This is a genomic window from Sphingomonas sp. BL-S-30, assembly GCF_055521475.1.
In genome coordinates, this window is record NZ_CM145481.1 from 3,296,034 (window position 1) to 3,321,981 (window position 25,948).

Consider the following 25,948-nt stretch of genomic DNA (forward strand, 5'->3'; position numbering starts at 1 on the left):
CAACGCAAGGGAGTAGAAGATGCGTAAGATGATCATGGCGGCTGTTGCCGCCTCGCTGGTGATCCCGGCAACCATGGCCGTTCCGGTCAGCAGCGCCGAAGCCCGCAAGCAGTACAGGTACAAGGAATGGCGCGGTCGTGACGGCCGCACCTATTGCCGCAAGTCGGACGGCACGACCGGTCTGCTCGTCGGCGCGGTGGGCGGCGCCCTGCTCGGCCGCACGATCGACACCAGCGGCGACCGCACGGTCGGCACGCTTGGCGGCGCGGTCCTGGGCGGACTCGCCGGTCGCGAGATCGATCGCGGCGGCAGCAAGCGTCGCTGCCGCTAAACGATTTCTTTTACGGAAATAACGGTGAAGGGCGCGGCGCAAGTCGCGCCCTTCGTGTATTCGGGCCTCCCCATCGCAGGAGACCCAATATGACGACTCGCAGCGGATCGGCCCGGTACCAGGGCTTCGGCAAGGACGGCGTCGGCCACGTCTCGACTCAATCAGGCGCGCTTGCCGACACGCCCTATGGGTTCAGCAGCCGGTTCGAGGAAGGCCCGGGCACCAACCCCGAGGAGCTGATCGCGGCAGCGCATGCCAGCTGCTTCACCATGGCACTGAGCTTCGCCCTCGCCCGCGCCGGCTTCTCGGGCGGCACGCTGGAGACGAGCGCGAAGGTGACGCTCGAAAAGCAGGGTGACGGCTTCACCATCACCCGTTCCGACCTGGACCTCAGCGCGACGATCGACGGGATCGACGCTGACCAGTTCGCCGAGATCGCGGCGGACGCCAAGGCGAATTGCCCGGTGTCCAAGGTGCTGAACGCGGAAATCACCCTGACCCATCGCCTCAACGCCTGATTCTCGACGATCGGCCCGAAACGACGAAGGGCCCGGCGAGCGATCGCCGGGCCCTTTCGTTTGAGCCATGGGCCCGCGTTTCAGATGAGGCCGCCACCCAGGAACAGGCGGATCATCGCGATGATGATGACGATAATGTTGAAGTTCCGGCCCGATTTGTAGCCCGACAATATGCCGACGAGCGTGCCGAACGCCGCGATGGGGATCGCGAAATAATTCGCGATGCCCAGGAACGGCACCAGCCCGACCAGCGCGATCGGCAACGCGACCAGCCCGATCAGGAACGAGATGATGTTGACGATGATTCCCATGTCTCAATGATGGCGGCCACTGGCCGCCGACGCAAGTATGTCGCGGCAAACAAATATGCGGGAAAGGCGGGTCGGAAATCGCCGATTCGCCGGCAAGGTTCTCATTTCCTCCAATCCGCGCTAACGCGGCGCGATGTTCCAACTTCTTCTCGTGATGCTCGGCGGTGCCGTCGGCTCCGGCGCGCGCTATCTTACCGGGCGGGCGACGCTCTCCGCGTTCGGCCCGGCCTTTCCCTATGGCACGCTCGCCGTGAATCTGATCGGCGGTTTCGCCATGGGCCTGCTGGTCGGCAGCCTCGCGCGGATGGCCGTTCCGGGCGAGAACTGGCGCCTGCTGCTCGGCGTCGGCGTGCTTGGCGGTTACACGACTTTCTCGGCCTTCTCGCTCGACGTGGTGACGATGATCCAGCGCGGTGACCTCGGCATGGCGCTGTTCTACATCCTCCTCTCGATGATCGGCGCGATCGCCGCCCTGTTCGCCGGCCTTGCGCTGGTACGGGTGGCGGCATGAGCGACAAGCCCAACACCAAGGATGAGGCAAACGTCCGCCAGTTCAACGTCGGCGCCGATGACGACGGCATCCGGCTCGATCGCTGGTTCAAGCGGCATCTGCCCGACACCAGCTTCACCACCGTCGCCAAATGGGCGCGGACCGGGCAGCTGCGCATCGATGGCGCGCGCGCCACACCGGGCGACCGCATCGTCGCCGGCCAGTCGATCCGCGTGCCGCCAGCCGAGCCGGTCCGGGTCGATGCGCCGCAAAAGCGCGAGCGCCCGCCGCTCAGCGAGGAGCAAACCGACTTCATCCGCGAAACGGTGATCCACCGCGACAAGCAGGCGATCGTCATCAACAAGCCAGCGGGTCTCGCCACGCAGGGCGGCACCAAGACGCACGAGCATGTCGACGGCCTGCTCGACGGCCTGCAGTTCGAGGGCGAGAGCCGGCCCAAGCTGGTCCACCGGCTCGACAAGGACACGAGCGGCGCCCTGCTGATCGCGCGGACCACCCGCGCGGCCGCCTTCTTCGCCAAGGCCTTTTCCTCGCGCAGCGCCAAGAAGACCTATTGGGCGCTGATCGTCGGTGTGCCGTCGATCGAGGACGGCACGATCGACCTGCCGATCGCCAAGCAGCCCGGCAGCGGCGGCGAGAAGATGCATGTCGACGAGAAGGAGGGCCAGCTCGCCCGGTCGCGCTACCGCGTGATCGAGAGCGCCGGCAACACCACTGCCTGGGTCGAGCTGATCCCGCATACCGGCCGCACGCACCAGCTGCGCGTGCACATGGCGGCGATCGGCCATCCGATCGTCGGCGACGGCAAATATGGCGGCCAGGCCGCGTTCCTGACCGGCGGGATCAGCCGCAAGATGCACCTGCATTCGCGGCGCATCGCGGTCGACCATCCCGATGGCGGCAAGATCGATATCCAGGCTGAGCTGCCCCAGCATTTCGCGGAAAGCCTGAAGCAACTCGGCTTCGACGAGATGCTCGGCAACAACATGCCGCTCGACACCCCGCCCCCGCCGAACAAGGCGGTCAAGAAGCAGCAGGCCAAGGCCCACGCCAAGACGGTGCGCAAGGCCCGCCGCGGCGAACGCCGGAGCCGCGGGAGCGCCTAAGGCCGGTCGGGACGGCAATGCCACGGCGATGGTGTGCCACGCTTGGAAATCTGGTTGGACCAAGCCGTGACATTCAAAATATCATCAGGGTTGCTGACATTCACCTGATAGAACTCAAGAGATTGTCTTTAATTGAGGCCTTCTTCTGACTCTTGTCAGCCCGACATTGTCCAAATCAAAATCGCGCCGTACCCTTGCCATATGCTGACGCATTTCTTCACGGCCGTAACGTGTCTCGCCGCTCTTGCCGGCTGTAGTGGAGGCGAGGAAAACCCCGAGACAGCCTTTCGTCGTTGCATGGTGGAACGGGCTCACTCGGCTGCCGCGCTACGTCCGGTCAGCTATCCACAGGCCTCGCGCTTCGCTCGAAACTGTGATGGTTATGCGCGCGCGGCGGCGGTGGCCAACACACGACGCGCCCTCGGCGCACGCTTTGGAGAGCATGATCCGGTGAGCGCCGACCTATATCGCGCGCGTAAACGGCAGATCGTGGATAGCCATGTTTGCGCCATCGGGTTCGATATCGGCCATTGCAAACCGGCGTACTAGAGCTCGGCATCGACCTGCCGCCGCAGCAGGCAATTGATTCCCGCGACCGGGACGCTACGGCCAATGTCATGCACCCTAACAAGGCCTTCCGCTTCGACAGCGATGCCGCGATGCTCGACTGGGCGTTCGTGCGGGGCTTTGCGCACCTCTTCGCCGCGACCAGCGACGGGCCGATGGTCGCGCACGCGCCGATCGTGCCGGCGGGCGACCAGCACCTCCGCTTCCATCTGGCGCGCGGCAACCGGCTCGCCCCGCTGCTCGACGGCGCCCGGGTGATCCTGAGCATCGCCGGGCCTGACGGGTACATCACGCCCAACTGGTATGCCGATCCGGTCCAGCAGGTGCCGACCTGGAATTATGTCGCGGTCGAGATCGAGGGCGTTGCCCGGGCGATCGACGAGCAGGGCCTGATCGAGCAGCTCGATACGCTCGCCGCGATCCATGAGCCACGCGTGGTCCCCGAAAACCCCTGGACCCGCGCCAAGATGGACGATGCGCGTTTCCGCGCGATGCTGCGCGCGATCATCGGTTTCGAGGTGACGATCGAGGCGGTGCGCGGCACCAACAAGCTGGGCCAGAACAAGCCGGAGGCCGATCGCCTTGGCGCGATCGACGGGCTCGACCGCAGCGGCAACGCCGCGCTCGCCGATCTGATGAGGCAAAGCCCGATGAGGAACGCATGACCAACCGCCTTGCCCTGTTCGATTGCGACGGCACGCTGGTCGATAGCCAGGCCAATATCTGCCAGTCGATGGAGGAGGCGTTCAGGATCGGCGGGCTCGTCGCCCCGGAACGAGAAGCGATCCGCCGCATCATCGGCCTGAGCCTGGTCGACGCGATCGCGGCGCTCAGCCCCGACCTCGACGAAGAGCGGCACCGGGTGCTCGCCGACGATTACAAATCCAGCTTCTTCGCCTTGCGCCAGTCGGGCGCGATGGACGAGGAACCGCTGTTCGAGGGCATGATCGACGCGCTCGACGCGCTGGCAAAGGCCGGCTGGCTGTTCGGCGTCGCGACCGGCAAGTCGGATCGCGGCCTTGCCCATATCCTGGCGCATCACGGCATCGCCGGCCGCTTCGTCACCTTGCAGACTGCCGATCGCCACCCGTCCAAGCCGCACCCTTCGATGATCGAGCTGGCGATGGCCGAGGCCGGCGCCTCGCCCGCAACGACGGTGATGATCGGCGACACCAGCTATGACATGATGATGGCGCGCGCGGCGGGCACGCGGGCATTGGGCGTCGCCTGGGGCTATCATCCGCCCGAAGAATTGTTCGCCGCGGGGGCGCATGTCGTGGCCACGACGGTGGCGAGCCTGCCCGACCATATGGAGACGGTATGACCGACCCCGATACAACCGCCCGCAACCGCTGGCTGGCGATGACGCTCACCCGGGTTGCTGGATCGGCCGGCGCGATCTTCGGCGTCGTGCTGCTCGGCCGCGCGCAGACGCTGGGCCCGAAGATCCTGGGGGTCGCGATCGTGCTGTCGGCGCTGGTGATGATCGCGACCGTGCCGCGCTCGCTCGCCCGGCGCTGGCGGACCCCGCCCGAGGCCTGATGTGAAGAGATTCTGGAAAAGCGTGGCGATCGGCGAGGATCGCGGCATCGCGCTCGACGGCAAGCCGGTGCGGACGCCCGGCAAGCAGCCGCTCGTCCTCCCCACCCCCGCGCTGGCCGAAGCCGTCGCCGAGGAATGGCGCGCCGTGGCAGAAGGCGCCGAGATCGATCCCCGCGCAATGCCGCTGACCGGGCTCGCCAATGCAGCGATCGAGCGGATCGACCCCGCCGCCTTTTCCGCCGCGCTCGCTGCGTTCGGGGAGAGCGACCTGCTCTGTTACCGCGCCGAGAGCCCCGACGATCTGGTCGCGCGGCAGGCCGCCTTGTGGGACCCGATCCTCGACTGGGCGCGGACGCGCTACGATGTGCATTTCGAGATCGCCGCGGGCGTGATGCACAAGCCCCAGCCGCCCGCGACGATCGCGCGGCTGGCCGAAGCGATTGCCGCGCGGAACGCGTGGGAGCTGGCGGGCCTGTCCCCCATCGTCACCATCGGCGGATCGCTGGTCGCGGCGCTGGCGCTGGCCGAAGGCGCGGCGACGGCGGAGGAAGTGTGGCGCGCAGTCGAGCTCGACGAGGACTGGCAGGCCGAGCAATGGGGCCGGGACGAGCTGTCGCTCGGCGCGCTCGAATCGCGGCGTCGGGATTTCGATGCGGGGGTTCGGTTCCTAACCCTGATTCGCTAGGCTCACTCGCCCGTTGGAGAGGTCCGGATCAGCTTGCGGATGAAACCGATGATCCCGGTCTGGCGCGAGCGCTTCAGGCGTTCGGCCGCGAGGATCGTCGTCACGCACTCGAAGCAATGGTCGACATTGTCGTTGACCAGGACATAGTCATAGCCGTCCCAGTGGCTGACCTCGTTCGCCGCGCGGTCCATGCGCGCGTCGATCACTTCAGGCGTATCGGTCGCGCGGCGCTCGAGCCGGGTGCGCAGTTCGGCCATCGAGGGCGGCAGGATGAAGACGCGGACGATATCGCCGCCGGCGAGCTGGTGGAGCTGCTGCGCGCCCTGCCAGTCGATGTCGAACAGGATGTCGCGCCCCTGTTCGAGCACGTTCCAGACCTGCGCCTTTGGCGTGCCGTAGCGATGGCCGAAGACATGCGCCCATTCGAGGAATTCGTGATTCGCGACCATCGTCCGGAAGGTTTCGAGGTCGACGAAATGATAGTCGACGCCGTCCACCTCGCCCGGGCGCATCGGCCGGGTGGTGTAGGAAACCGAGACGACCAGCTCGGGCTGGTCCTCGCGCAGCTTGCGCGCGATCGTCGACTTGCCGGCGCCTGACGGCGAGGAAAGAACAAAGAGTACACCGCGGCGTTTGAAGCCGTGCGGATCGGGATCATGGGCGTCCATGCGCGCTAGTGGCGCGGGCGTACCGCCGCCGTCAACCCGTCTTGCCGCAGATCAGCTTTCGGTGGGACGCTGGCCAAGCACTGAATCGGTGAGCTTGCTCAGGCCGCGCAGCGCCAGCCAGCCGACGGCGAAGGTCACCGCGATCGGCACGATCACCCGCGCCGCAGTCACCACGCCGGCGCCGATCAGCGCGCCGTCCACACTGCTGTCGTCGCCGCTGCGCTTGTCGATCGCGCTGCCGATCAGGCCGCCGATGATGGTGCTGGCTTTCATTGGACGTTCCCTTGTTGCGGGGTGGAGAGCGCGTGAGGCGGCGGGTGGTTCCCTTTAGTTCCTCCCCGGAACGGGGAGGGGGACCATTCGCCTCTTCCGGCGAATGGTGGAGGGGCTTGGAGTGCGGAACGTCAGTCACGCACTCCAAGCCCTTCCACCACCCGCTGAAGAAGCGGGCGGTCCCCCTCCCCGAGCAAGCTCGGGGAGGAATTTTCACACCATCGTTTCCGGCCGCACGAGCCGGTCGAAGGTCGCGGCGTCCACCAGGCCCAAGTCGAGCCCCGCCTCCTTGAGCGTCAGCCCCTCGGCATGGGCGTGCTTGGCGATCTTCGCGGCATTGTCGTAACCGATCTCGGGCGCCAGCGCCGTCACCAGCATCAGCGACCGGTCGACCAGCTCGGCGATGCGCCCGCGATTCGGCTCGAGCCCGTCGACGCAGCGTTCGGCGAATCCCTCCATGCCGACGCTCAGCAGATGGATAGAGCGCAGCAGGTTCGCCCCGATCAGCGGCTTGAACACGTTGAGCTCGAGATGCCCCTGCAACCCGCCGATGGTGATCGCGGCATTGTTGCCCATCACCTGGGCCGAAACCATGGTCAGCATCTCGCATTGGGTGGGGTTGACCTTGCCCGGCATGATCGAGCTGCCCGGCTCGTTCGCCGGCAGATCGAGTTCGCCGATGCCCGAGCGCGGACCGGAGCCGAGCAGGCGGATATCGTTGGCGATCTTGGTCAGCGCCACCGCCAGCGTGTTGAGCGTGCCCGAGAGATGGACGATCGGATCGTTCGAGGCGAGCGCCTCGAACTTGTTCTCGGCGGTGAAGAAGGGCAGCCCGGTGAGGTCCGAAAGCTGCGCCGCGATCGCCTCGCCGAAATCCTTCGGCGCGTTGAGGCCGGTGCCGACCGCGGTCCCCCCCTGGGCGAGCTGGCACATGCCGTGCACTACTCCGGGCGTGATGCGCGCGCGGCAGCGATAGAGCTGGTTGGCATAGCCGCCGAATTCCTGGCCGAGCGTGACGGGCGTCGCGTCCTGAAGGTGCGTGCGGCCGATCTTTACGATGCCGGTCCAGGCAGTCGCCTTCGCCTCAAGCGCATCGTGCAGCCGGTCGAGCGCGGGGAGCAGCCGCTGCGTCGCCGCCATCGCCGCGGCGATATGCAGCGCGGTCGGGAAGCTGTCGTTGGACGACTGGCTCATATTGACGTGATCGTTCGGATGGACCGGCACCTTGCCGCCGCGCGTGCCCGCCAGCATCTCGTTGGCGCGGCCGGCGATCACTTCGTTGACGTTCATGTTGCTCTGGGTGCCGGAGCCGGTCTGCCAGATGACCAAAGGGAACTGATCGTCGAGCTTGCCGCTCGCGACTTCGGCCGCGGCGGCTTCGATCGCGTCGGCGACCTTCGGGTCCAGTCCATGCGCCCGGTTCACCCGCGCGGCGGCCTGCTTCACCAGCGCAAGGGCATGGACGATGCCGATCGGCATGCGCTCGGTCGCGCCGAACGGGAAATTCTCGATCGAGCGCTGAGTCTGGGCGCCCCAATAGGCGTCGGAGGGCACTTCGATGGCGCCGATCGAATCGGTTTCGGTGCGGGTTTCCTGAGTCACGCAAACCTCCGTTCGCCCTGAGCTTGTCGAAGGGCTGCTTTTCTTGCCGCAGAAGTGGAGGCAGGACAGCGCTTCGACAAGCTCAGCGCGAACGGAAGGTCACTTCTTCCGCTTGAAATCCACCGAGACGACGTTCGATCCGTCCTCGACCGGCGTGACGGTCGGGCCGTCATTCTCCGCTTCATCGTGCGGATCGGGGCCTTCGGGGCCTTCCTGTGCCTGGAAACGCAGCTCGAAATTGACCGAGGGATCGTGGAAACCCGTCACCGCCGCATAGGGGATGACCAGTTTCGAGGGCACCTGATTGAAGCTCAGCCCGATCGAGAAGCCGGTATCGTCGACGACCAGATCCCAATAGCGGTTCTGCATCACGATCGTCATCTCGTCCGGGAAACGCTCGATAAGGCGCTGCGGGATGTCGACGCCGGCCGCCTGAGTCTTGAAGGTGATGTAGAAATGATGGTCGCCGGGCAGTCCGCCATTCTCGGCGACGGAGCCGAGAACACGGCCGACCACGGCGCGCAGGGCCTCCTGGACGATCTCGTCATAGGGAATCAGGCTATCGGGCAGGCCATCGCTCATCGCGCATGGACTAGCGGCCTTTGAAACCCCGTCAAGATTGTCCGAGCAAGATTGCATGATGGGGAGCGCACGCTATGGGGATGCGCATGCGCACCGCCACCATCTCGCGCTCCACCCAGGAGACAAAGATCGACGTGACCGTCAACCTTGACGGCACCGGCAGCTACACGATCGAGACCGGCATCGGTTTCTTCGATCATATGCTGGAGCAGCTCTCGCGCCATTCGCTGATCGACCTCAACGTGAAGGCGGTCGGCGACCTGCATATCGACCAGCACCACACGGTGGAGGATGTCGGCATCGCGATCGGCGAGGCGGTCGCCAGGGCGCTTGCCGACAAGAAGGGCATTCGCCGTTATGGCGACGCGCTGTCGCCGATGGACGAGACGCTGACCCGCGTCGCGCTCGACATCTCGGGCCGGCCCTATCTCGTGTGGAAATGCGAGTTCTCGCAGAAGCGCCTCGGCGAGATGGACACCGAGATGTTCGAGCACTGGTTCCACAGCTTTGCCGGTTCGGCGGGCCTGACGCTCCATGTCGAGACGCTGTACGGCAGGAACAACCACCATATCATCGAGAGCGCGTTCAAGGGCCTGGCCCGGGCGCTGCGCACCGCGGTCGAGATCGACCCGCGCAAGGCGGACGCGATTCCCTCGACCAAGGGGATGCTGGGTGGCTGAGACGCTGGCGCTGATCGATTACGGCGCGGGCAATCTCCATTCAGTCGCCAATGCCCTGAAAGCGGCCGGCGCCGGCAATGTCGCGATCACCGATTCCGCTGATGTTGTCGCGCGGGCCGACCGGATCGTGCTGCCCGGCGTGGGTGCGTTCGGGGCCTGCGCCTCGGCGCTGCGCGCGGTGCCGGGCATGGTCGAGGCGATCGACCGCCGCGTGCGGCGGGAAGGCGCGCCGTTCCTTGGCGTCTGCGTCGGCATGCAGCTGATGGCCGATGCCGGCGAGGAGAATGGGATTCATCCGGGCCTGGGCTGGATCAGCGGCAGCGTTCGCCTGCTCACCCCCGCCGATCCCACGGCCAAGGTACCGCATATGGGGTGGAACGACGTCGTCCCTTCCGTGCAGCATCCGCTGATCGAGCCGGGCGAGGCTTATTTCCTGCACAGCTATGCGTTCGAAGGCGCGGATGTGATCGCCAGCACCGATCACGCCGGCCCCGTCGCCGCGGCGATCGGGCGCGACAATATGCTTGGCGTGCAGTTCCATCCCGAGAAGAGCCAGCGTTACGGGCTGGAGCTGCTCGCACGTTTTCTGGAGTGGCGGCCATGAGCCTCATCGTTTTCCCGGCGATCGATCTGAAGGGCGGCCAGGTCGTGCGCCTCGCCGAGGGCGATATGGACCGGGCGACCGTGTATGGCGACGATCCCGCCGCCCAGGCGATGATCTTCGCCGGACAGGGCGCCGAATACCTCCATGTCGTCGATCTCGACGGCGCTTTTGCCGGCGCTTCTGTCAATGGCGAGGCGGTGAAGGCGATCGTCGAGCGCTTCCCCGGCCATGTCCAGCTGGGCGGCGGCATCCGCGACCGCGCCGCGATCGAGCGCTGGTTCGATTTGGGCGTGTCGCGCGTGGTGATCGGCACCGCCGCGCTGGAGAATCCGGAGCTGGTGCGCGAGGCCGCGCGCGATTTCCCAGGCGGCATCGTCGTCGCGGTCGATGCGCGTGACGGCATGGTCGCGACGCGCGGCTGGGCCGATGTCTCGACGGTCGCAGTGATCGATCTTGCGCGGCGCTTCGAGGATGCGGGCGTGGCCTCGCTGCTGTTCACCGATGTCGGGCGCGACGGGATGCTCAAGGGGTGCAACGTCGAGGCTACCGTCGACCTGGCGCGGGCGGTGCGGATCCCGGTGATCGCCTCGGGCGGGGTGAAGGGGATTGCCGAGATCCATGTGCTCGCGCTGCATGCGGTGGATGGGATCGAAGGCGTCATCACCGGGCGGGCGCTGTATGACGGGCGGCTCGACCTGGCCGCGGCGCTGAGCGTGGCGGCGGCGGCGTGAGGGGAGAACGCCTTTCCCTTTCCCTCTCCCTTGACGGGAGAGGGTTGCGCAGACTTGGGTCGCGTTCTTCACGCGGCCCTAGTCGTAGCTGGGAGAGGGTGATTCTTTTCGGCCGCAGACGCGGCCGGCCCCTCTCCCCTACCCGCAGAGCCGCCCTTTGGTTCGTCCGGGGGACGAACCGGCGGCTCTGCGCCCGCAAGGGGGGAGGGCAAGAAGAATGACCGTCCGCGCGCGCGTCATCCCCTGCCTCGACGTCGCCAATGGCCGCGTCGTCAAGGGCGTCAACTTCGTCGATCTGCGCGATGCGGGCGATCCGGTCGAGCAGGCCCGCGCCTATGATGCGGCTGGGGCGGACGAGCTCTGCTTCCTCGACATCACCGCCAGCCATGAAGCGCGCGGCACCATCCTCGACGTGGTGCGCCGCACCGCCGAGGTGTGCTTCATGCCGGTCACGGTCGGCGGCGGCGTGCGCAGCGCCGAGGATGCGCGCGCGCTGCTGCTCGCCGGCGCGGACAAGGTCGCGGTCAATTCGGCCGCCGTGTCCCGCCCCGAAGTGGTGTCGGACATCGCTGACCGCTTCGGCAGCCAGTGCTGCGTCGCCTCGATCGACGCGCGGCGGGTGGGCGACCATTGGGAGGTGTTCACCCATGGCGGCCGGCGCGAGACCGGCATCGACGCGGTCGAGCATGCGCTGAAGCTGGTCGCGCTCGGCGCGGGCGAGCTGCTCGTCACCTCGATGGACCGGGACGGCACGCGCGACGGCTACGACCTGGCGCTGATCCGCACCATCGCAGATCAAGTCGCGGTGCCGGTGGTCGCCTCGGGCGGAGTCGGCGGGCTGCAGGACCTGGTGGCGGGCGTGCTGGATGGGCATGCGAGCGCCGTGCTGGCGGCGTCGATCTTCCATTTCGGCGAGGCAAGCATCGCCGACGCGCATGCCGCGCTGGCGGCCGCGGGCGTGCCGGTGCGGACGCCCCTCTTCGCCTGAACCCCCAACGGGATTGACCTTCGCGCCCGTCCGGGGCAGCCCGCGTGGATGGCAGACGATTTCCTCGACACGCTCGAAACCGTGATCCGCGCCCGCAAGGGCGGCGATCCCGACACCTCCTATGTCGCGAAGCTGTTCGCGCGCGGGCGCGCCAAGATCGCGCAGAAGCTCGGCGAGGAAGCGACCGAGACAGTGATCGCCGCGATCCGCGACGACCGGACCGAGATCACCAGCGAGGCGGCCGACCTGGTCTTCCATCTGCTCGTGCTGCTGGCCGATGCCGGTGTCTCGCTCGACGATGTCCGTGCCGAACTGCGCCGCCGCGAGAGCGTGTCGGGCATCGACGAAAAGGCGGGGCGGACCTCTTAATTCTCCCCTCCCGCTTGCGGGAGGGGTCGGGGGAGGGCATGTCCAGGATCGATGCCGCCGGGAGTCTATGGGGACAGGCCCTCCCCTGACCTCTCCCGCAAGCGGGAGGGGAATAGCCATGCCGATCGACGCCACCAAGCCCTATGACGACCAGAATATCTTCGCGAAGATCCTCCGCGACGAGATCCCGTCGAAGCGCGTCTATGAGGACGATTTCGCCATCGCCTTTCACGACATCAATCCGCAGGCGCCGACGCATATCCTGGTGATCCCGCGCGGCCCTTACGTTTCCTGGGACGATTTCAGCGCCAGGGCGTCCGATGCGGAGATCGCCGGCTTCGTTCGCGCGGTCGGTGCGGTGGCGCGCGCGGCCGGCGGGGTGGCGCCGGGGTACCGGCTGCTCGCCAATACCGGCCAGCATTCCGGGCAGGAGGTGCCGCACCTCCATGTCCATGTCTTCGCCGGCGCGCCGCTGGGGCCGATGCTCGCGCGCTGATGCTTTTCGGCGCGCCGCCGGAGCGCCGCGCGTTTGGGGATTGCGCCCCCTTGATTTCAGGCTAGGCTCCCGCGATCGAAAAACTTGGCGGCGCCGTAGCGCTGCTATTGGCGAAATCCGGCGGCACCGCGGTGTCGCTCCTGGGGGGTTCCTCGTTCATGATATTCGGACGCATCAAGTCGCTCGACGCCATATTGGCGACGGCCGAGAAAAAATCGCTCACACGATCGCTAGGTGCCTTCCAGCTGACGATGCTCGGCATCGGCGCGGTCATCGGCACCGGCATCTTCGTGCTGACGGCGGAAGCGGCGCAAAAGGCCGGCCCCGGCATGATGGCCTCCTTCGTCATCGCCGGCTTCGTCTGCGCCTTCGCTGCGCTCTGCTACGCGGAAATGGCGGCGATGGTGCCGGTTTCCGGCTCCGCCTACACCTATAGCTATGCGGTGATGGGCGAACTGGTCGCGTGGATGGTCGGCTGGGCGCTGATCCTCGAATATGCCATCGCGGCCGGCGCGGTCTCAGTCGGCTGGTCGGGCTATGTCGTCGGGCTGATCGAACATGCGTTCGGCATCGATATCCCCAATATGCTGGTACGCGGACCTTATGACGGGGGCCTGGTCAATCTGCCCGCGATGCTGATCGCGGGGCTGGTTACCTGGCTGCTGGTGATCGGCACCAAGGAAAGCGCCATGGTCAACGCCGTGCTCGTCGCGATCAAGGTGTCGGCGCTGACCTTGTTCATCATCCTAGCCGTACCCGTCATCAACATGGACCAGTTCACGCCCTTTGCGCCGCTCGGCTTTGCCGGCATATCGGCGGCTGCCGCTTCGATCTTCTTCGCCTATGTCGGCTTCGACGCGGTCTCGACCGCAGCCGAGGAAACCAAGAACCCGCAACGCAACATGCCGATCGGCCTGATCGGCTCGCTTGCGATCTGCACTGTCTTCTACCTGCTGGTCGCCGCCGGCGTCATCGGCAGTGTCGGTGCCCAGCCGGTTGCGGGCACGACCGGGCTGCCGCTGGCACCAGGCAGCGCCGAACTTGCCAGCCAGTGCGCGGCGATCAAGGATGCCGCCGTCGTCTGTTCCAAGGAAGCCCTGGCCTGGACGATGCGCGAAATCGGCTGGCCGCAGATCGGCAATTTGATCGGCCTCGCCGCCGGTCTCGCCTTGCCGTCCGTCATCCTGATGATGATGTTCGGCCAGACCCGCATCTTCTTCGTGATGAGCCGCGACGGCCTGCTGCCGGCGATGTTCTCGAAGATCCACCCGAAGTTCCACACGCCGCACGTCATCACCATCCTGACCGGCGTCTTCGTGGCGCTATTCGCCGCCTTCTTCCCGGTCGGCATCCTCGCTGACATCTCCAACTCGGGCACCCTGTTCGCCTTTGCGGCGGTGTCGATCGCGGTGATGGTGCTGCGCAAGACCGACCCGGATCGCCGCCGCCCGTTCCGGACGCCGGGCGTCATGTTCACGGCACCGGTCGCCATCCTTGGCTGTGTCTATCTGTTCTTCAGCCTTGGCATGGAGACCAAGCTGATGTTCCTCGGCTGGGCCGCGGTCGGGCTGGTGGTGTATTTCTCCTATAGCTACAGCCGCAGCCATGTGGGCCGCGGGCATGTCGAGGTCCATGAGACCGACGCCGATGCGCCGCCGCAGCCGGTTCCGCCGATCACGGAATAACCGGCCCGCACGGCAAAAAGAAAAGGGGCCGGGGATCAACTCCCCGGCCCCTTTTTCGTGGGTTTCGAAAGAAGGCGAGCGCTTAGCCCAGCTTCTCCGCCACCAGCGCCTTCATGTCGCACATCGGCCGTGCGCCGTAGTGCGAGATGATCTCCGCCGCGCAGATCGCGCCGAGGCGGAGCGACTGCTCCAGGCTCTTGCCCTGCGCCTGGCCCGACAGGAAGCCGGCCGCGAACAGATCGCCCGCGCCAGTGGTGTCGACGACCTTCTCGATCGGCTCCGCCACCACCGACGCGCGCTGGCCGCTGGAGATGGCGATCGCGCCCTTCTCGCTGCGCGTCACCACCAGGGTCGGCACCTGCGCCGCCGCGGCCTCGACCGCCGCCTCGAAATCCTCGGTCTCCATCAACGCAAGCAGCTCGGCCTCGTTGGCGAACATGATGTCGACCAGGCCCTTGGCCATCAGGTCGCGGAAATCGCCGCCATGGCGCGAGATGCAGAACACGTCGCTGAGCGTGAAGGCGACCTTGCGGCCGGCCTTGCGCGCGACCTCGATCGCGGCGCGCATCGCCTTGCGCGGTTCCTCGGGATCCCAGAGATAACCCTCGAGATACAGGATCGCACCCGAGGCGATCAGCTCGCGATCGAGCGCACTCTCGGGCAGGAACTGCGACGCGCCGAGAAAGGTGTTCATCGTCCGCTGCCCGTCGGGCGTGACGAAGATCAGGCAGCGTGCCGTGGTCGGCTCGCCGTCGCGCGCCGCGGTGGTGAAGGCGACACCGGTCGCGCGGATATCGTGCGCGAACACTTCGCCGAGCTGGTCGTTCGCCACCTGGCCGATGAAGCCGGCGCGACCGCCGAGCGCCGCGATCGCCGCGACGGTGTTCGCCGCCGAACCGCCGCTCGCTTCGATCCCCGGGCCCATCTTGGCGTAGAGCGCGTCGGCGTCCTCGGGCGAGAACATCAGCTGCATCGAGCCCTTGGCCATGCCCTGTTCGGTGATGAACGCATCTTCGGCCTGGGAGAGCACGTCGACGATCGCGTTGCCGATCGCAACCACGTCATAGGTTGGGCTGGTCAAGTCAGTCTCCTGAATGGAAATACCGGCTGGCCGTAAAGGGGCACGCAGACGAGCGCAACCGTCTGGACTTGAGAGAAGGCCCGGCTACACCGGCCCAATGCTCAGCGCCTTCTTCCTGTCTGTCGGCCAGCTCGGCGATCCGAAGATCATCAGGGTCTTGCTGAAATCGCTCGGGGTGACGCTGACAGTGCTTCTCCTGGTCGGTGCCGCCCTGTGGTACGGGGTAGTGCGGCTGGTCGCCTGGATCGGCGCCACGCCGGAGGCGGGTAGCTGGGCCGGCGCCGCAGCGGTGCTGCTATGGCTGTTCGCCGGCTTCTTCCTGTTCCGCGTGATCGCCGTCGCGGTGATCGGCATTTTCGCCGACGAGGTGGTCGCCACCGTCGAGGCGAAACATTATCCCGAGGCGCTGGCCGAGGCGCGCGACGTGCCGTTCGGACGATCGGTGGCGATGGGGCTTGGCTCGGCCGGGCGGCTGATCCTGGTCAACCTTGCCGTGTCGCCGCTGTACCTGCTGCTGCTGATCACCGGGGTCGGCACGGCGTTGCTGTTCTTTGTCGTGAACGGCTGGCTGCTCGGCCAGGATCTGGGCGATATGGTCGCGGCACGCCATGTGCCGCGCAAGGACATGAAGAGCTGGCGCGGCTCGACCAGCTTCCAGCGTTTCTTGCTCGGCCTTGCCGGGACCGGTCTGTTCCTGATCCCGATTCTCAACCTCGTCGCCCCAGTGCTTGGCGCCGCGATGGCAACGCATCTGTTCCATGGAAAACGGCGGATATGAAGGTGTTTGCGTCATGAAGAAACTGGCCCTCGCGATGCTGCCCGCACTGATCCTCGCCGGGTGCGGCGACACGGGCGTGGCCCCCCGTCCGGCGCGCGCGGCCCCGGTACCGATTCCGATCCCTGGCGGCACTACCGGCCTGGATCGGGTGATCGGCCAGACCGGTAACGCGCTGATCGGCCTGTTCGGCAAACCGGCGGCCGATGTGCGCGAGGGCAATGCGCGTAAGCTCCAGTTCGGCAATGCGACCTGCGTGCTGGATGCCTATCTCTACCCCAAAGGCCGCGGCGAGGCCGTCGTCACCTATGTCGATGCGCGGCAGACCAACGGCAGCCCGATCGACCGCGCCAGCTGTGTCGGGGCGTTGAGCGTGGGACGAAACCCCGCAAGATAGTCGCCATCATGTCGGGCTTTTCACTAAAAATCACAGCCAGGCTGTGATAGTCCGAATCGCGCCAGCGGAAAGTTAGAAGCGGAGGGACCGTAGGCAATCCGCCTGGCGGGGGGTTGGACATGAACATTTTGCAGCTTTGGCGATGTGCCTTGGGGCGTCACAAACGCGATCGACGATTGGTGAAGCATGACGGCGAGGATTTCCGCAGCGTCTGCACCGGGTGCAGAAGGCAGATGATCCGTAGAGAGAATGGCTGGCATCTGGCGAAAGCGGCTGATGCCGCGTGGCGCAACATATCGGCGTGATCCGGATGTCGGCATGAGTCGGAGCGCCCGTCTTACAGGGCCGGACGGGCGCTCCATTCAGCCAGAACCGTCTCGTCCGGCTCGCCCGGGCGCCGTAGCGTGCGTTCCTTTTCCCAGCGCTCCGGATCGAGCCGGCCAAGCGCCCAGATCGCCGCGCCGCGCACCACCGGTGCCGCGTCGTCGAGCAATCCTGCCGCCGGCCCGGCCAATCCCGCCGCCCCGCTGTTGCCCGCGGCGATCAGGCAGTTGCGCACCATCCGGTCCCGCCCGATCCGCTTGATCGGCGATCCGGCGAACACCTCGCGAAAGCCAGCATCGTCCAAGGCCAGCAGATCCGCCAGTGCCGGTGCCGCCAGCTCCGCGCGCGGCGCAAAGGCCTTGTTCGCGCTAGCCGCCGCCGCGAACTTGTTCCACGGACACACCGCCAGGCAATCGTCGCAGCCATAGATGCGGTTGCCCATCGCCGCGCGGAATTCGTGCGGGATTGGACCGGCATGCTCGATCGTCAGATAGGAAATGCACCGCCGCGCATCGAGCCGGTACGGCGCCGGAAACGCGTCCGTGGGGCATGCCGTCTGGCAGGCGTCGCACGACCCGCAGGTCTGGCGGCCCGGTCTGTCCGGCACCAGGTCGAGCGTCGTGTAGATCGCGCCGAGGAACAGCCAGCTGCCATGTTCCCGGCTGACCAGGTTGGTGTGCTTGCCCTGCCAGCCAAGCCCGGCCGCCTCGGCCAGCGGCTTCTCCATCACCGGCGCGGTGTCGACGAACACCTTCAGGTCCACGTCCTTCACCTCGGCGACGAGCCACCGCGCCAAGGCCTTCAGCGCGCGCTTCATCACATCGTGATAATCCGCGCCCTGCGCATAGACCGAGATGCGCGCCCTCTCCGCCTCACTTGCCAGCGCGAAGGGGTCAGTGGCGGGCGCGTAGCTCATGCCCAGCGAGATCACGCTCTTCACCTCGGGCCACAACCCGGCGGGGCTCTCGCGGTGATGCGCGCGGGCTTCCATCCAGATCATGTCGCCATGCATGCCCTCGCCCAGCCATTGGCGAAGCCGCTGCGCGGTCAGCGGCGCCGCATCGGCACGCGCAATCCCGCACGCGGCGAAGCCAAGCTCGGCCGCCTTCGCCTTAAGTGTTTCATTCAGGGCGATCTCGTCGCGCACGCGCACCCGCTACCATAGCGGCCGTAAAATGCGACCCACCTGCCATAAGTGTCGAGAGGTCGAGACACATTAACGAAGCGCTGGTATCTGGCCTGTGACGTCCCGTTCGGGACGAACGGAAGGTGAGACTTGATAACCGACAATCTGGCGATCAGCGCTACCGGGCTGGTCAAGAAATTCGGTGGCCGCCGCGTCGTGGACGGCATCGACATCGCGGTGCCCAAGGGCCTGATCTACGGCGTGCTCGGCCCCAATGGCGCCGGCAAGACCACCACCTTGCGCATGCTGCTCGGCATCATCGAGCCCGATGGCGGCACCCGCACCCTGCTCGGCCATGAATATCCGCGCGCAGTGAGCGACCGCGTCGGCTATCTGCCCGAGGAGCGCGGCCTCTATCCGGCCATGCGGGCGAAGGACGCGATCGCCTTCATGGGGGCACTCCGCGGCCTCGACCTCAAGACCGGACGCAGGCGTGCCGTCATGCTGATGGAGGGCGCCGGCCTTGGCCACGCCGTCGACAGCAAGATCCGCAAACTCTCGAAGGGCATGGCGCAGCTCGTCCAGCTGCTCGGGTCCGTCGTGCACGAACCCGATCTGCTCGTGCTCGACGAACCCTTTTCCGGCCTCGATCCGGTCAACCAGGATCGGCTCGAGGCGCTGATCGTCGCCCAGCGCGATCGCGGCGCGACCATCCTCTTCTCGACTCATGTCATGGCGCATGCCGAGCGGCTGTGCGACCGGCTGACCATCATCGCCGGCGGCAAGGCGCGGTTCGAGGGCACGGTGGCGGATGCGCGCGGCAAGCTGCCGATGCGCGCTCATTATGTGCCGCATTTCGATGGAGAGGGCATCGCCGCCCTGCTCCCACCCGATGCAGAACGCGACGGCGATGGCTGGCGCTTCATCGTGCCCGACAGCGGGGTGGAGGATATCCTGAAACGATTGATCGACGGAGGATTCGGCATCTCCGGCCTCGCGATGGAGCGGCCCGGCCTGCACGACGCGTTTGTCCGCATCGTCGGTCCCGAGGCCCTCAAGGACCGGACGGAAGACACGGAGGTCGCGGCATGAGCGCCTCCCCTCCCGGCAATCTCCGCCGCCTCGTCCGCCAGACCCTGACCATCGCGCGCCGCGATTTCGTCGCGACCGTGTTCACGCCGATGTTCCTGGTGTTCCTGTTCACGCCAGTGCTGATGCTGTCCTTCGGGCTGATCGGCGGCATGGGCGCCTCCTCCGTCACCAGCGCCTCGGTCGAAAAGGCGAGCATCGTCGCGATCGTCGATCCGGCCCGGCACGAGGCGATGCGCGCCGCCGACACGCGCCTGCGCCAGCTCTATGCGCGCGACGACCGGCCACCGGCGCTGGTGGTACAGACCCCCACCGACAATCCCGCCGGCCAGGCGCATATCGCGTTCAGCGACAAGGGCAGCGATGCCTCAGCGGCGATGTTCGGCGACCTAAGCCGCCCGACGATCCTTTATGGCGGCTTTGGCCGGCGCGACGCGAACTTCCTCGCCCAGCTCGCCGAGGAAACCCTGCGCATGGAGAAGAGCGGCACCGCCGCGCTCAGCACACCGACCCTGACTTCGATCGCCCGCGCCGAACCCAGCCCGACCGGCAACAAGCGATCGGCCTTTTTCGCCGTGTTCGGCATCTTCTTCCTCACCCTGTTCCTCGCGGGCCAGGCGGTCGGCACCATGGCGGAGGAACGCAGCAACAAGGTGGTCGAGATCCTCGCCGCCGCCGTCCCGCTCGAGGCAGTGTTCTTCGGCAAGCTGATCGGCATGTTCGGGTCGGCGCTGTTGTTCATCGGTTTCTGGGGCACGCTCGCCAGCCAGCTCGACGTCCTGGTGCCGGGGGGGCTCGGCGCCGCGTTCCGCGACATCGGCCCGGCGATCGGCATGCCGGTCTTCTCGCTGCTGTTCGTCGCCTATTTCGCCATGGCCTATATGCTGCTCGGCGCCGTGTTCATGGGCGTCGGCGCCCAGGCCAGCACCCCGCGCGAGCTGCAGCTCCTGTCGCTGCCGATCACCATCCTGCAGATCATCATCTTCGGCCTGTCGGTCCAGGCAGTATCGAAACCCAATAGCTGGATGGCAATTGCGGTGGAGGTTTTCCCGTTCAGCTCGCCTTATGCGATGGCCGGGCGCGCGGCGAACCTGCCGGATCTCTGGCCACATCTTGCGGCGCTGGCCTGGCAATTGCTGTGGGTCGCGATCGTCATCACCATCGCCGCCCGTGCCTTCCGCCGCGGCGTGCTCCAGTCAGGCAGCGGCAAGATCAACTGGAAGGGCCTGATCGGGCGCTGACGCGTCTGCCTGATGCGACTCTGGCATCCGTCGTGCGAACGGGATGACCAGCAAGTCAGGGAACTCGCCTCGCGCGAAACAGGCTTATTGTGAGAACGGCCGGCGCAGTAAGCCCCGCTCCTCGCCGTCGCCGCCAGTGGTTCTGGCATCCCAGCCGGCCATCGCGACATCCGTGACCGCTTCCAGCTCCGCGCGCGTGGCGCCATCCCGGGCGAGGATCGACATGCCGTTCTGGAGCGTCTGCACGAAGCGGGCGAGCCCGTGGATATCTGTCGAGGCCGGAATCTCGCCATCGGCCACGGCCTGACCGAGACGTGCCAAAAGACGTTCGAGCGTGACCGCACGGGCCGACCGGACGAGTTGGCCGAGCTCGGCATGGCCTTCGCTACCAACCGAGGAAAGCGTGACCATGCAGCCGCGGGGAATGTCCACGACGCAACCCGTCAACGCGGCCGCCGAATCCATGAGCAAGGCCCGGACGGCCTCGCGCGCGGTTTCGGCCACGCGGAAGCCTGCCCATACATAGCCCTCGTTGGTCTCGGCATAATGCCGCAGTGCTTCCGCGTAGAGCGCCTCCTTGGATCGGAAGGCGGCGTAGAGACTGGGGGCACCGATGCCCATCGCCTGAGTCAGATCGGCGATCGAGGTCGCCTCGAATCCCTTCGACCAGAAAAGCCAGGTCGCCCGCTCCAGCGCCGCATCGCGATCGAAGGCGCGCGGCCGTCCCCGGCCGCGGGCAGCGGCAGAAGCGGTATCGAGCGGAGCGTCAGAATTTTGCATCGATCGTTATATAATCCCGTTGACGTGACGCGGCAACGATCATATTAATTATGTATCGATCATTACATAAGGTAACCATGATGACGGAACTGGCTGGAAAACGCGCTCTCGTGACGGGTGGATCACGCGGGATCGGCGCGGCGATCGCAGTCGCGCTCGCGGAGAAGGGCGCCGATGTCGCCATCACCTATGAGCGCTCGGTCGAGCGTGCGGCCGACGTGGTCCATGCGATCGAGGAGAAAGGCCGCAAGGCAGTAGCGATCCGGGCCGACAGCGCCGATCCGTCAGCGGTGAAGCGCTCGGTCGACGAGGCGGCGGCGGCACTTGGGGGCCTCGACATCCTCGTCAACAATGCGGCGATCGCGCTCTATGCATCCATCGCGGACGTCAGTGTCGAGGCGATCGACGCTCTGCTCAAGGTCAACATACGCGGCCCGATCCTCGCGGCTCAGGCCGCCATCCCCCATCTTTCCGCGGGCGGGCGCATCGTCACGATCGGTTCCGCGGGTGCCGAACGCATCGTCGGCGATACCGGCACGATCTATTTCATGACCAAATCCGCGCTGCATTCCTTCACGCGCGGCCTGGCACGCGAGCTTGGCCCGCGCGACGTGACGGTCAACCTCGTCCAGCCGGGATCGACCGACACCGAGATGAACCCGGCCAATGGCGAATTCTCCGACTTCCAGCGGAGCCTCAGCCCGCTCGGCCGCTACGGCACGCCGGACGATGTCGCCGCCGCCGTTGCCTTTTTGGCCAGCCCTTCGGCACGGCATATCACCGGCGCGATCCTGACCGTGGACGGCGGACAGACGACCTGACACTCCGCGGCGGCTGGGGGGCGGTCAGCGCCCCTCCGTCGCTGTCACCCGGCCATCGCCGCTAACCACCATCTCGCCGATCCCGTTGCACATCGCAATTGACATGAGTGTCAGCTAAGGCTTTCCTGCACCCAAAGGAGAGGCGAAAATGGCGACACAGGCTCTGCACGCGGTGGAAACGAGGGTCGATCCGCTCGACGTAAGCCGGCCGGAGCTTTACCGCGACGATATCTGGCAGGAACCCTTTCGGCAGCTCCGCGCCGAATCGCCGGTCCATTATGTCGAGCGGTCCGGCTTCGGCCCCTATTGGTCGGTCTCGACCTACAAGCCGATCGTTCAGGTCGAATCGCTGCCGGACATTTATTCGTCCCAGGCCGGCGGCATTACGCTGGCCGACTTCATCGAACATTCGCCGACCGATGTGCGCATGCCGATGTTCATCGCGATGGACCGACCCAAGCATACCGGCCAGCGCCGCACCGTCGCCCCGGCCTTCACGCCGAGCGAGATGGTCCGCCTCTCCGACAATATCCGCATGCGCACGGCCGAGGTGCTCGACAGCCTGGAGTGGAACAAGGAGTTCGACTGGGTCGACACGGTCTCGATCGAACTGACCACGCAGATGCTCGCGATCCTGTTCGACTTCCCCTGGGAAGACCGGCGCAAGCTGACCTTCTGGTCCGACTGGGCCGGCGATATCGAGCTGGTGAAAACCGAGGAGCTGCGCCTCGAACGGCTCAAGCACATGTATGAATGCGGCGGCTATTTCCAGAATCTGTGGAACCAGAAGCTCGGCAAGGAGCCCACGCCCGATCTCATCTCGATGATGATGCATTCGGATGCGATGGCCGAGATGGACCAGATGGAGTTTCTCGGGAACCTGATCCTGCTGATCGTCGGCGGCAACGACACGACGCGCAATTCGATGACCGCCGCGGCCTATGGCCTCGACCTGTTCCCGGACCAGCGCGCAAAGCTGGAGGGCGACCCGTCGCTGATCCACAATGCCGTGCAGGAGATCATCCGCTGGCAGACCCCGCTCGCCCATATGCGCCGCACCGCGACCGAGGACACCGAGTTGGAAGGGCAGCAGATCAAGGCCGGCGACAAGCTCGCGCTCTGGTATCTCTCGGCCAATCGCGACGAGAGCGTGTTCGAGAATGCCGACAAGATCATCGTCGACCGCCCCAATGCGCGGCGCCATCTGGCGTTCGGCCATGGCATCCACCGCTGCGTCGGCGCGCGGCTCGCGGAACTACAGATCGCGACGTTGCTGGAGGAAATGGCCAAGCGCCGCATGCGGGTGAACGTGCTCGGCGAGCCGGAACGCGTCGCTGCCTGTTTCGTCCATGGCTATCGCAAACTGCCGGTGGAGATTTCGAAGTACTAAAACCCTTCTCTTCTCCCTTCTCCCATCGGGAGAAGGTGGCGCGTAGCGCCGGATGAGGGTGACCAATAAACTGCCGGTCGCCCTCACCCTTCCCATCGCAAGAGCGATGGGCCCCTTCCCTCTCCCGCTGGGAGAGGGAGTAAAGTGCAGCTTACGCCGATTGGCTGCGCGCCCGGATCGCCCACACCGTAAACCCGATCCCAAGGATCGCCGGCAAGGTCACCGCCGGGAAATCCCGCGCGAGGGCGGAGGTGCCGCAGATGCCGACCGCCACTTCCCACCAATGAAACAGCGCATGCCCGGCAAGCCAGAAGCTCGCCGCGCCCCATAAGGGAACCCGCATCACCGGCCGCGCGGCGCCCCAGATATAGGCGGCACCGATCAATACGAAGATCAGCCCGATATCGCGGATGAAATGCTGGTTGAACGGACCGGTGGTAGTGACGCCCGGCACCGCGACATACCAGTCGGCCGGCACGGCGAGCATGATCAGGCCGTTGGCGACCGCGCCGAGGCCGAGAATAGCGGCGAGAATGGGAACCGTGCCCCGCATCATTGTCCTCCTGGAATAGCGGCCTGCCCCTGGCTGAAGGCGACAGCGACATGAGCCAGCTTGTCGGGGTTGCGCATGATGTAGATCGCCGCGATCCGCCCATCGCGGATCTCCAGCGCCGTGGTCTGCAGCAACTGTCCGCGGTCGATACTGACATAGCCGGGCAGCCCGTCGATCGAGACCGGCTTCAGCATGACCGGCCGCCAGGCATGCTTGCGCGCCAGCCCGGCAAACATGCGCAGCACCTTGGCCACGCCGATAATCGGGTTGCGGAAAGCGAGCACGCGCCCGCCGCCGTCGGAATAGACCGCCACATCCTCCGCCAGCATCGACTGCAACGCCGCGACATCGCCGTCGCGCGCCGCGGCGAAGAAGGCCCGCGCAATGCGGTCCGCCTCGGCCTGCTCGACCGGATAGCGTGGCCGCGCGGTCTGGACATGCTTGCGGGCGCGCACCGCCATCTGGCGCACCGCCGCCGCATCGCGGTCGAGCGTGCCGGCGACTTCGCTCAGCGCGACGCCGAACACGTCGTGCAGCAGAAAGGCCGCACGCTCCAACGGCGAGAGCCGTTCGAGCGCAAGCATCAGGGTAAGAGTCAGGTCGTCGGCCTGCTCGTCCTCGGTCGAGCCGACCAGCGGCTCGGGCAGCCAGGCGCCGTAATAGGTCTCGCGCCGCGCCCGCGCCGATCGCATCTGGTCGAGGCACAGCCGGGTGACGATGCGGGTGAGATAGGCCGCCGGCACATCGACCGATTCCTCGACCTTCGACCAGCGCAGCCAGGCGTCCTGCACCACATCCTCGGCCTCGGAGACCGAGCCGAGCATGCGATAGGCGAGGCGCTGCAGCCGCGGCCGCTGCGCCTCGAATAGCGAAGCGGCCGGATCAGGCTGCGACACTGGAGCGCTCCACTGGATGCGGTGCGCGGAAACCGACCTGCAACCGGTTCCACACATTGATCGCGCCGATCAGCAGGGTGAGCTGGACCTGCTCGGCCTCGGTGAAGGCAGCCTTGACCGGCGCGTAATCGGCATCGGGGGCACCTGTCTCGCTCAGACGGGTCAGTGACTCGGTCCAGCCCAGCGCCGCCCGCTCGCGATCGCTGTACAGGGTCGATTCACGCCATGCAGGCAGCATGTACAGCTTCATCTCGCTCACGCCCTCTTCGCGCAGGTGAGTCGAATGCATGTGGATGCAGAAAGCGCAGCCGTTCATCTGCGACGCACGCAGCTTCACCAGGTTCCGCAGCACCAATTCGAGCGTCGAGGAGTCGAAGCTCGCCTCCAGCGCCATCATGGCCTGCACTGCTTCGGGAGCGAGCAGATGGGGATTGCGCAAACGTGGGGTCATGGTCTGTCTCCAAGCGTGCACCATGCACGCATACAAACATGACGGGATAGCCCCGGCGAGTGTGACATGGGGGAGCGAATTTTTTCGCTGGGTCTCCGTAACCGACACTCGGGGTCCGACGAATAGCGTACGTGGTGATTCCGTTTCACGACGACCCTTCCGGACGCGCCGTGCATCTCGTCGGAGCGGACCCGCGTACCTACATATGCCCTATCAAGCCCTTCGAGGACGATCATGACCCCAGACCGCCGCAGCTTCCTCACCCTTGCCGGCACCGGCGCCGCGGCCTTCGCGCTGTTCGGCTGTCGCGGCAGCGCCTCGGCCGGAGCACCCGAGACGTTCGAAGTGACGATGACCGACGCGCAGTGGAAGGCGAAGCTCTCCCCCGTCGCCTATCGCACCCTGCGCCACGAAGCGACCGAGACGCCGTTCACCAGCCCGCTCAACGACGAGCACCGCGCCGGCATCTTCTCCTGCGCCGGCTGCGCGCTGCCGCTCTATTCGTCGAAGACCAAGTTCGAGAGCGGCACCGGCTGGCCCAGCTTCTGGGCGCCGCTGGAGAATGCGGTGCGCACTCGCGAGGACCGCACGCTCGGCTTCTCGCGCGTCGAGGTGCATTGCCGGCGCTGCGGCGGGCATCTCGGCCATGTGTTCGACGACGGACCGAAGCCGACCGGCAAGCGCTATTGCATGAATGGCGTGGCGATGACGTTCAGGCCGGGGAGGGTGTGACGACCTTCCTCTCCCTCGACGGGAGAGGATACGAAGACTTGGC

34 protein-coding genes are annotated in these 25,948 nt (G+C 66.4%); 23 read left to right on the forward strand and 11 right to left on the reverse strand.

The window, feature by feature from the left end:
- The first annotated feature begins 19 nt into the window (after positions 1-19).
- Positions 20-331 carry a glycine zipper 2TM domain-containing protein gene (locus ACZ1I5_RS15260; protein WP_465170088.1) on the forward strand — a complete coding sequence of 104 codons (312 nt, stop codon included), beginning with the start codon at positions 20-22 and terminating at the stop codon, positions 329-331.
- Positions 332-420: 89 nt separating this feature from the next.
- A complete protein-coding gene (locus tag ACZ1I5_RS15265; protein WP_465170089.1) occupies positions 421-849 on the forward strand; it encodes an OsmC family protein in 429 nt (142 codons plus the stop codon).
- Between the two features lie 80 nt (positions 850-929).
- Here the strand turns inward: ACZ1I5_RS15265 and ACZ1I5_RS15270 are convergent, their stop codons facing one another.
- A complete protein-coding gene (locus ACZ1I5_RS15270; RefSeq protein ID WP_465170090.1) occupies positions 930-1,160 on the reverse strand; it encodes a hypothetical protein in 231 nt (76 codons plus the stop codon).
- 133 nt (positions 1,161-1,293) lie between these two features.
- Here ACZ1I5_RS15270 and crcB point away from each other — a divergent pair, with 133 nt between their 5' ends.
- The 7 genes from crcB (at position 1,294) to ACZ1I5_RS15305 (ending at position 5,571) form a co-directional block, all read left to right on the forward strand.
- Positions 1,294-1,671 (forward strand): fluoride efflux transporter CrcB, encoded by a 378-nt coding sequence (crcB, locus tag ACZ1I5_RS15275; protein WP_465170091.1) that lies wholly within the window; start codon positions 1,294-1,296, stop codon positions 1,669-1,671.
- A complete protein-coding gene (locus tag ACZ1I5_RS15280; RefSeq protein WP_465170092.1) occupies positions 1,668-2,777 on the forward strand; it encodes an RluA family pseudouridine synthase in 1,110 nt (369 codons plus the stop codon). Before crcB ends, ACZ1I5_RS15280 begins: the two co-directional genes overlap by 4 nt.
- Positions 2,778-2,978: 201 nt before the next feature.
- Complete coding sequence (locus tag ACZ1I5_RS15285) at positions 2,979-3,326, forward strand: hypothetical protein (protein WP_465170093.1); 348 nt, start codon at positions 2,979-2,981, stop codon at positions 3,324-3,326.
- Positions 3,308-4,009 carry an FMN-binding negative transcriptional regulator gene (locus tag ACZ1I5_RS15290; protein WP_465170094.1) on the forward strand — a complete coding sequence of 234 codons (702 nt, stop codon included), beginning with the start codon at positions 3,308-3,310 and terminating at the stop codon, positions 4,007-4,009. Before ACZ1I5_RS15285 ends, ACZ1I5_RS15290 begins: the two co-directional genes overlap by 19 nt.
- A complete protein-coding gene (locus ACZ1I5_RS15295) occupies positions 4,006-4,668 on the forward strand; it encodes an HAD-IA family hydrolase (RefSeq protein ID WP_465170095.1) in 663 nt (220 codons plus the stop codon). The genes ACZ1I5_RS15290 and ACZ1I5_RS15295 overlap by 4 nt, the downstream gene beginning before the upstream one ends.
- Positions 4,665-4,886, forward strand: a complete 222-nt coding sequence (locus ACZ1I5_RS15300) for a hypothetical protein (RefSeq protein ID WP_465170096.1) — start codon at positions 4,665-4,667, stop codon at positions 4,884-4,886. Before ACZ1I5_RS15295 ends, ACZ1I5_RS15300 begins: the two co-directional genes overlap by 4 nt.
- A 1-nt stretch (position 4,887) precedes the next feature.
- The gene (locus tag ACZ1I5_RS15305) at positions 4,888-5,571 is read left to right on the forward strand and encodes an ATP12 family chaperone protein (RefSeq protein ID WP_465170097.1); all 684 of its coding nucleotides are present in this window, start codon (positions 4,888-4,890) and stop codon (positions 5,569-5,571) included.
- Positions 5,572-5,573: 2 nt separating this feature from the next.
- Here ACZ1I5_RS15305 and gmk read toward each other — a convergent pair whose 3' ends face one another.
- The 4 genes from gmk to ACZ1I5_RS15325 all read right to left on the reverse strand — a co-directional run bounded on the left by gmk (position 5,574) and on the right by ACZ1I5_RS15325 (position 8,696).
- The gene (gene gmk, locus ACZ1I5_RS15310) at positions 5,574-6,239 is read right to left on the reverse strand and encodes a guanylate kinase (protein WP_465170098.1); all 666 of its coding nucleotides are present in this window, start codon (positions 6,237-6,239) and stop codon (positions 5,574-5,576) included.
- A 51-nt stretch (positions 6,240-6,290) separates the two neighbouring features.
- A complete protein-coding gene (locus tag ACZ1I5_RS15315) occupies positions 6,291-6,512 on the reverse strand; it encodes a hypothetical protein (RefSeq protein ID WP_465170099.1) in 222 nt (73 codons plus the stop codon).
- Between the two features lie 213 nt (positions 6,513-6,725).
- Entirely contained in the window at positions 6,726-8,114 is a 1,389-nt protein-coding gene (gene fumC / locus ACZ1I5_RS15320; protein WP_465170100.1) for a class II fumarate hydratase, read from the reverse strand.
- Positions 8,115-8,213: 99 nt separating this feature from the next.
- A complete protein-coding gene (locus ACZ1I5_RS15325; RefSeq protein ID WP_272625331.1) occupies positions 8,214-8,696 on the reverse strand; it encodes an SspB family protein in 483 nt (160 codons plus the stop codon).
- A gap of 86 nt (positions 8,697-8,782) precedes the next feature.
- Here ACZ1I5_RS15325 and hisB point away from each other — a divergent pair, with 86 nt between their 5' ends.
- From hisB to ACZ1I5_RS15360, 7 genes are all read left to right on the forward strand, one after another.
- Complete coding sequence (hisB, locus tag ACZ1I5_RS15330) at positions 8,783-9,376, forward strand: imidazoleglycerol-phosphate dehydratase HisB (protein WP_465170101.1); 594 nt, start codon at positions 8,783-8,785, stop codon at positions 9,374-9,376.
- Entirely contained in the window at positions 9,369-9,980 is a 612-nt protein-coding gene (hisH, locus tag ACZ1I5_RS15335) for an imidazole glycerol phosphate synthase subunit HisH (protein WP_465170102.1), read from the forward strand. Before hisB ends, hisH begins: the two co-directional genes overlap by 8 nt.
- Complete coding sequence (gene hisA, locus ACZ1I5_RS15340; RefSeq protein ID WP_465170103.1) at positions 9,977-10,711, forward strand: 1-(5-phosphoribosyl)-5-[(5-phosphoribosylamino)methylideneamino]imidazole-4-carboxamide isomerase; 735 nt, start codon at positions 9,977-9,979, stop codon at positions 10,709-10,711. Before hisH ends, hisA begins: the two co-directional genes overlap by 4 nt.
- A 217-nt stretch (positions 10,712-10,928) precedes the next feature.
- Positions 10,929-11,699 (forward strand): imidazole glycerol phosphate synthase subunit HisF, encoded by a 771-nt coding sequence (gene hisF, locus ACZ1I5_RS15345; RefSeq protein WP_465170104.1) that lies wholly within the window; start codon positions 10,929-10,931, stop codon positions 11,697-11,699.
- 48 nt (positions 11,700-11,747) lie between these two features.
- On the forward strand, positions 11,748-12,068 hold the full coding sequence (locus ACZ1I5_RS15350) for a phosphoribosyl-ATP diphosphatase (RefSeq protein WP_465170105.1): 321 nt from the start codon (positions 11,748-11,750) through the stop codon (positions 12,066-12,068).
- A 118-nt stretch (positions 12,069-12,186) separates the two neighbouring features.
- Entirely contained in the window at positions 12,187-12,564 is a 378-nt protein-coding gene (locus ACZ1I5_RS15355) for an HIT domain-containing protein (RefSeq protein WP_465170106.1), read from the forward strand.
- A 158-nt stretch (positions 12,565-12,722) separates the two neighbouring features.
- A complete protein-coding gene (locus ACZ1I5_RS15360; RefSeq protein WP_465170107.1) occupies positions 12,723-14,249 on the forward strand; it encodes an amino acid permease in 1,527 nt (508 codons plus the stop codon).
- Positions 14,250-14,331: 82 nt separating this feature from the next.
- Here ACZ1I5_RS15360 and ACZ1I5_RS15365 read toward each other — a convergent pair whose 3' ends face one another.
- Positions 14,332-15,330: an adenosine kinase gene (locus ACZ1I5_RS15365; RefSeq protein ID WP_465170108.1), complete on the reverse strand. Its 999-nt coding sequence runs from the start codon at positions 15,328-15,330 to the stop codon at positions 14,332-14,334.
- A 97-nt stretch (positions 15,331-15,427) separates the two neighbouring features.
- Here ACZ1I5_RS15365 and ACZ1I5_RS15370 point away from each other — a divergent pair, with 97 nt between their 5' ends.
- Both ACZ1I5_RS15370 and ACZ1I5_RS15375 read left to right on the forward strand, forming a co-directional pair.
- Positions 15,428-16,108 (forward strand): EI24 domain-containing protein, encoded by a 681-nt coding sequence (locus tag ACZ1I5_RS15370; protein ID WP_465170109.1) that lies wholly within the window; start codon positions 15,428-15,430, stop codon positions 16,106-16,108.
- 13 nt (positions 16,109-16,121) lie between these two features.
- A complete protein-coding gene (locus ACZ1I5_RS15375; protein WP_465170110.1) occupies positions 16,122-16,502 on the forward strand; it encodes a hypothetical protein in 381 nt (126 codons plus the stop codon).
- A 337-nt stretch (positions 16,503-16,839) separates the two neighbouring features.
- Here the strand turns inward: ACZ1I5_RS15375 and queG are convergent, their stop codons facing one another.
- Positions 16,840-17,973 (reverse strand): tRNA epoxyqueuosine(34) reductase QueG, encoded by a 1,134-nt coding sequence (gene queG / locus ACZ1I5_RS15380; RefSeq protein ID WP_465170111.1) that lies wholly within the window; start codon positions 17,971-17,973, stop codon positions 16,840-16,842.
- Positions 17,974-18,105: 132 nt separating this feature from the next.
- On the opposite strand from queG, the gene ACZ1I5_RS15385 reads away from it, so the two are divergent.
- Both ACZ1I5_RS15385 and ACZ1I5_RS15390 read left to right on the forward strand, forming a co-directional pair.
- Positions 18,106-19,044: an ABC transporter ATP-binding protein gene (locus ACZ1I5_RS15385; protein WP_465173982.1), complete on the forward strand. Its 939-nt coding sequence runs from the start codon at positions 18,106-18,108 to the stop codon at positions 19,042-19,044.
- Entirely contained in the window at positions 19,041-20,282 is a 1,242-nt protein-coding gene (locus ACZ1I5_RS15390; protein ID WP_465170112.1) for an ABC transporter permease, read from the forward strand. Before ACZ1I5_RS15385 ends, ACZ1I5_RS15390 begins: the two co-directional genes overlap by 4 nt.
- 84 nt (positions 20,283-20,366) lie before the next feature.
- Here the strand turns inward: ACZ1I5_RS15390 and ACZ1I5_RS15395 are convergent, their stop codons facing one another.
- Positions 20,367-21,062, reverse strand: coding sequence for a TetR/AcrR family transcriptional regulator (locus tag ACZ1I5_RS15395; protein ID WP_465170113.1), 696 nt, complete (start codon positions 21,060-21,062; stop codon positions 20,367-20,369).
- Between the two features lie 80 nt (positions 21,063-21,142).
- On the opposite strand from ACZ1I5_RS15395, the gene ACZ1I5_RS15400 reads away from it, so the two are divergent.
- A complete protein-coding gene (locus tag ACZ1I5_RS15400) occupies positions 21,143-21,883 on the forward strand; it encodes an SDR family NAD(P)-dependent oxidoreductase (RefSeq protein WP_465170114.1) in 741 nt (246 codons plus the stop codon).
- Between the two features lie 148 nt (positions 21,884-22,031).
- Complete coding sequence (locus ACZ1I5_RS15405; protein ID WP_465170115.1) at positions 22,032-23,273, forward strand: cytochrome P450; 1,242 nt, start codon at positions 22,032-22,034, stop codon at positions 23,271-23,273.
- A 151-nt stretch (positions 23,274-23,424) separates the two neighbouring features.
- Here the strand turns inward: ACZ1I5_RS15405 and ACZ1I5_RS15410 are convergent, their stop codons facing one another.
- From ACZ1I5_RS15410 to ACZ1I5_RS15420, 3 genes are read right to left on the reverse strand one after another with little or no spacing between them, the layout of a single operon-like run.
- Complete coding sequence (locus ACZ1I5_RS15410) at positions 23,425-23,826, reverse strand: hypothetical protein (RefSeq protein ID WP_465170116.1); 402 nt, start codon at positions 23,824-23,826, stop codon at positions 23,425-23,427.
- A complete protein-coding gene (locus ACZ1I5_RS15415) occupies positions 23,826-24,722 on the reverse strand; it encodes a sigma-70 family RNA polymerase sigma factor (protein ID WP_465170117.1) in 897 nt (298 codons plus the stop codon). Before ACZ1I5_RS15415 ends, ACZ1I5_RS15410 begins: the two co-directional genes overlap by 1 nt.
- Positions 24,709-25,173: a carboxymuconolactone decarboxylase family protein gene (locus tag ACZ1I5_RS15420; RefSeq protein WP_465170118.1), complete on the reverse strand. Its 465-nt coding sequence runs from the start codon at positions 25,171-25,173 to the stop codon at positions 24,709-24,711. Before ACZ1I5_RS15420 ends, ACZ1I5_RS15415 begins: the two co-directional genes overlap by 14 nt.
- Positions 25,174-25,407: 234 nt before the next feature.
- Between ACZ1I5_RS15420 and msrB the strand changes: the two genes are divergently transcribed.
- The gene (msrB, locus tag ACZ1I5_RS15425) at positions 25,408-25,905 is read left to right on the forward strand and encodes a peptide-methionine (R)-S-oxide reductase MsrB (RefSeq protein ID WP_465170119.1); all 498 of its coding nucleotides are present in this window, start codon (positions 25,408-25,410) and stop codon (positions 25,903-25,905) included.
- The last annotated feature ends 43 nt before the right edge of the window (positions 25,906-25,948 follow it).

Excerpts from the sequence above, each read along its gene's own strand:
- ACZ1I5_RS15315 (WP_465170099.1), bottom strand. The coding sequence starts at position 6,512 with ATGAAAGCCAGCACCATCATCGGCGGCCTGATCGGCAGCGCGATCGAC.
- ACZ1I5_RS15295 (WP_465170095.1), top strand. The coding sequence starts at position 4,006 with ATGACCAACCGCCTTGCCCTGTTCGATTGCGACGGCACGCTGGTCGAT.
- ACZ1I5_RS15350 (WP_465170105.1), top strand. The coding sequence starts at position 11,748 with ATGGCAGACGATTTCCTCGACACGCTCGAAACCGTGATCCGCGCCCGC.
- ACZ1I5_RS15420 (WP_465170118.1), bottom strand. The coding sequence starts at position 25,173 with ATGACCCCACGTTTGCGCAATCCCCATCTGCTCGCTCCCGAAGCAGTG.
- ACZ1I5_RS15300 (WP_465170096.1), top strand. The coding sequence starts at position 4,665 with ATGACCGACCCCGATACAACCGCCCGCAACCGCTGGCTGGCGATGACG.
- ACZ1I5_RS15325 (WP_272625331.1), bottom strand. The coding sequence starts at position 8,696 with ATGAGCGATGGCCTGCCCGATAGCCTGATTCCCTATGACGAGATCGTC.
- ACZ1I5_RS15390 (WP_465170112.1), top strand. The coding sequence starts at position 19,041 with ATGAGCGCCTCCCCTCCCGGCAATCTCCGCCGCCTCGTCCGCCAGACC.
- ACZ1I5_RS15400 (WP_465170114.1), top strand. The coding sequence starts at position 21,143 with ATGACGGAACTGGCTGGAAAACGCGCTCTCGTGACGGGTGGATCACGC.
- ACZ1I5_RS15405 (WP_465170115.1), top strand. The coding sequence starts at position 22,032 with ATGGCGACACAGGCTCTGCACGCGGTGGAAACGAGGGTCGATCCGCTC.
- gmk (WP_465170098.1), bottom strand. The coding sequence starts at position 6,239 with ATGGACGCCCATGATCCCGATCCGCACGGCTTCAAACGCCGCGGTGTA.
- crcB (WP_465170091.1), top strand. The coding sequence starts at position 1,294 with ATGTTCCAACTTCTTCTCGTGATGCTCGGCGGTGCCGTCGGCTCCGGC.
- msrB (WP_465170119.1), top strand. The coding sequence starts at position 25,408 with ATGACCCCAGACCGCCGCAGCTTCCTCACCCTTGCCGGCACCGGCGCC.
- hisB (WP_465170101.1), top strand. The coding sequence starts at position 8,783 with ATGCGCACCGCCACCATCTCGCGCTCCACCCAGGAGACAAAGATCGAC.
- ACZ1I5_RS15280 (WP_465170092.1), top strand. The coding sequence starts at position 1,668 with ATGAGCGACAAGCCCAACACCAAGGATGAGGCAAACGTCCGCCAGTTC.
- ACZ1I5_RS15360 (WP_465170107.1), top strand. The coding sequence starts at position 12,723 with ATGATATTCGGACGCATCAAGTCGCTCGACGCCATATTGGCGACGGCC.
- ACZ1I5_RS15370 (WP_465170109.1), top strand. The coding sequence starts at position 15,428 with ATGCTCAGCGCCTTCTTCCTGTCTGTCGGCCAGCTCGGCGATCCGAAG.
- ACZ1I5_RS15260 (WP_465170088.1), top strand. The coding sequence starts at position 20 with ATGCGTAAGATGATCATGGCGGCTGTTGCCGCCTCGCTGGTGATCCCG.
- ACZ1I5_RS15375 (WP_465170110.1), top strand. The coding sequence starts at position 16,122 with ATGAAGAAACTGGCCCTCGCGATGCTGCCCGCACTGATCCTCGCCGGG.
- ACZ1I5_RS15265 (WP_465170089.1), top strand. The coding sequence starts at position 421 with ATGACGACTCGCAGCGGATCGGCCCGGTACCAGGGCTTCGGCAAGGAC.
- ACZ1I5_RS15395 (WP_465170113.1), bottom strand. The coding sequence starts at position 21,062 with ATGCAAAATTCTGACGCTCCGCTCGATACCGCTTCTGCCGCTGCCCGC.
- ACZ1I5_RS15270 (WP_465170090.1), bottom strand. The coding sequence starts at position 1,160 with ATGGGAATCATCGTCAACATCATCTCGTTCCTGATCGGGCTGGTCGCG.
- hisF (WP_465170104.1), top strand. The coding sequence starts at position 10,929 with ATGACCGTCCGCGCGCGCGTCATCCCCTGCCTCGACGTCGCCAATGGC.
- ACZ1I5_RS15355 (WP_465170106.1), top strand. The coding sequence starts at position 12,187 with ATGCCGATCGACGCCACCAAGCCCTATGACGACCAGAATATCTTCGCG.
- ACZ1I5_RS15285 (WP_465170093.1), top strand. The coding sequence starts at position 2,979 with ATGCTGACGCATTTCTTCACGGCCGTAACGTGTCTCGCCGCTCTTGCC.
- hisA (WP_465170103.1), top strand. The coding sequence starts at position 9,977 with ATGAGCCTCATCGTTTTCCCGGCGATCGATCTGAAGGGCGGCCAGGTC.
- ACZ1I5_RS15410 (WP_465170116.1), bottom strand. The coding sequence starts at position 23,826 with ATGCGGGGCACGGTTCCCATTCTCGCCGCTATTCTCGGCCTCGGCGCG.